Genomic DNA, 1,507 nt, shown 5'->3' with positions numbered 1-1,507 from the left:
GACGCTCCGAGGCGGCGGTGGCCGCACTGGACGCACGCGCGCCGTCGGTGACGGGCAGCACTGACGCGGGCACAGGCACTGACGCGGTCACAGGCACTGACGCGGGCACTGGCGCGCAGGCGGCGCTCGACGTGCCGGGGATTGCGCAGTCCTGGCTCGCCACCGGCTACCCGATCGAGGGACTGGACGCGCTTGCCGCTGCCGACCCCGCCGTCGCGCACCGGGTGATCACCGGCATCCGTCGCGATCTCGCCCGCTGACCCGAGAGTCTCGCCCCCTGAGGCAGACTTTGGCGCCCCCACGGCGCGGCAGCGCCCCTGAAGAACTGACGCCGATCGTCGCCGCCGAGCGCGCGGAGGCGACGCTAGAGCGCTCCGACCCACTCCGAACCGCCGTCGGCGAAATACTGCTCCTTCCAGATGGGCAACCGGGCCTTCAACTCGTCGACGAGTCGTGCGCAGGCGGCGAATGCGTCGGCCCGGTGGGCGGAGGCGACAGCGCAGACGATGGCGACGTCGCCGATCCGTAGTGCACCAACGCGGTGGACCGCCGCCACTCGCGTGGCGGGGTACTCGGCGGAGATCTCGGCGCAGACCGCGACGATGACCTCGCTCGCCGACGGGTGCGCCGTGTAGTCCAGCGCCGTGACGGCTCGGCCGTGGTCATGATCGCGCACGACGCCCGCGAACGTGACGACGGCGCCCGCCGCGTCGTCACCGACCTGTGCCGCGATCGCGCCCGGATCGAGGGATGCCGCCGTCACCTCGGCGCGCAGCACGCGCCCAGCCGTCGACGAGCTCATCTCCACGACCTGTCGCGCACCCTCCCACGGTAGCGAGCCGAGCCCCGAGACACCATGCGAGTCTCAGCGTCCCGGAGCCGGTGTGTCGCATCGCCGCTCGGAGGCGGCACGCTGCGGGCGGGAGGCCACGGCATCCGCGGTTCGACGCCTCCGAACCCGGCGTGGGGCACCTGACGAGCGGCACGCGGGTCGCGGGTCAGCTCTTCAGTGGCGCTGCCGCGCCGTAGGGCGGGAAAGTCTGAGTCATGTCACGAGACTTTCGCTTCAGCTTTTCAGTGGCGCTGCCGCGCCGTGGGGGCGCGAAAATCTGCCTCAGGTGGCGGGACTTTCGGGTCAGCTTTTTCAGTGGCGCTGCCGCGCCGTGGGGCGAGAAAGTCTGCGTCGGGGATGCGAGACTTTCGGGTCAGCTGTGATCACCTCCGGCGATCTGATCGACGAGGTGGTCCAGCACGGCGTCGAGCACAGCGATTCCGTCGCGAACGCCGCCGACGGAACCGGGCAGGTTCACCACGACCGCGCCGGATGCCGCGACGCCCGCCAACCCGCGGCTGAGGACGGCGAACGGGGTCGAGGCCGCCCCGCGCCGCCGCAACTCCTCCGCGATGCCGGGCAAGTGACGCACGAGCAGCGGCGCCGTCTGCTCGGGCGTCACGTCCGTCGGGGAGACCCCCGTGCCCCCCGTCGTCACGACCAGGCGCGCCGGGC

General features: G+C 72.2%; 3 protein-coding genes. 1 reads left to right on the top strand and 2 read right to left on the bottom strand.

What is annotated here, in order from left to right:
- Positions 1-260 (top strand): hypothetical protein (locus tag WBP48_RS00940; RefSeq protein ID WP_424434715.1); only part of this gene is annotated, 260 nt, incomplete at its 5' end.
- Positions 261-364: 104 nt separating this feature from the next.
- On the opposite strand, the gene WBP48_RS00935 is transcribed toward WBP48_RS00940, so the two are convergent.
- Both WBP48_RS00935 and WBP48_RS00930 read right to left on the bottom strand, forming a co-directional pair.
- Complete coding sequence (locus WBP48_RS00935) at positions 365-802, bottom strand: molybdenum cofactor biosynthesis protein MoaE (RefSeq protein WP_424434712.1); 438 nt, start codon at positions 800-802, stop codon at positions 365-367.
- 403 nt (positions 803-1,205) lie between these two features.
- The coding region (locus tag WBP48_RS00930; protein ID WP_424434709.1) for a MogA/MoaB family molybdenum cofactor biosynthesis protein at positions 1,206-1,507 on the bottom strand (302 nt) is incomplete at its 5' end.

The sequence above is a fragment of the Microbacterium sp. genome (assembly GCF_049661145.1).
Taxonomy (GTDB): domain Bacteria; phylum Actinomycetota; class Actinomycetes; order Actinomycetales; family Microbacteriaceae; genus Microbacterium.
This window is presented reverse-complemented; position numbering and strand designations above follow the sequence as displayed.

Excerpts from the sequence above, each read along its gene's own strand:
- WBP48_RS00935 (WP_424434712.1), bottom strand. The coding sequence starts at position 802 with ATGAGCTCGTCGACGGCTGGGCGCGTGCTGCGCGCCGAGGTGACGGCG.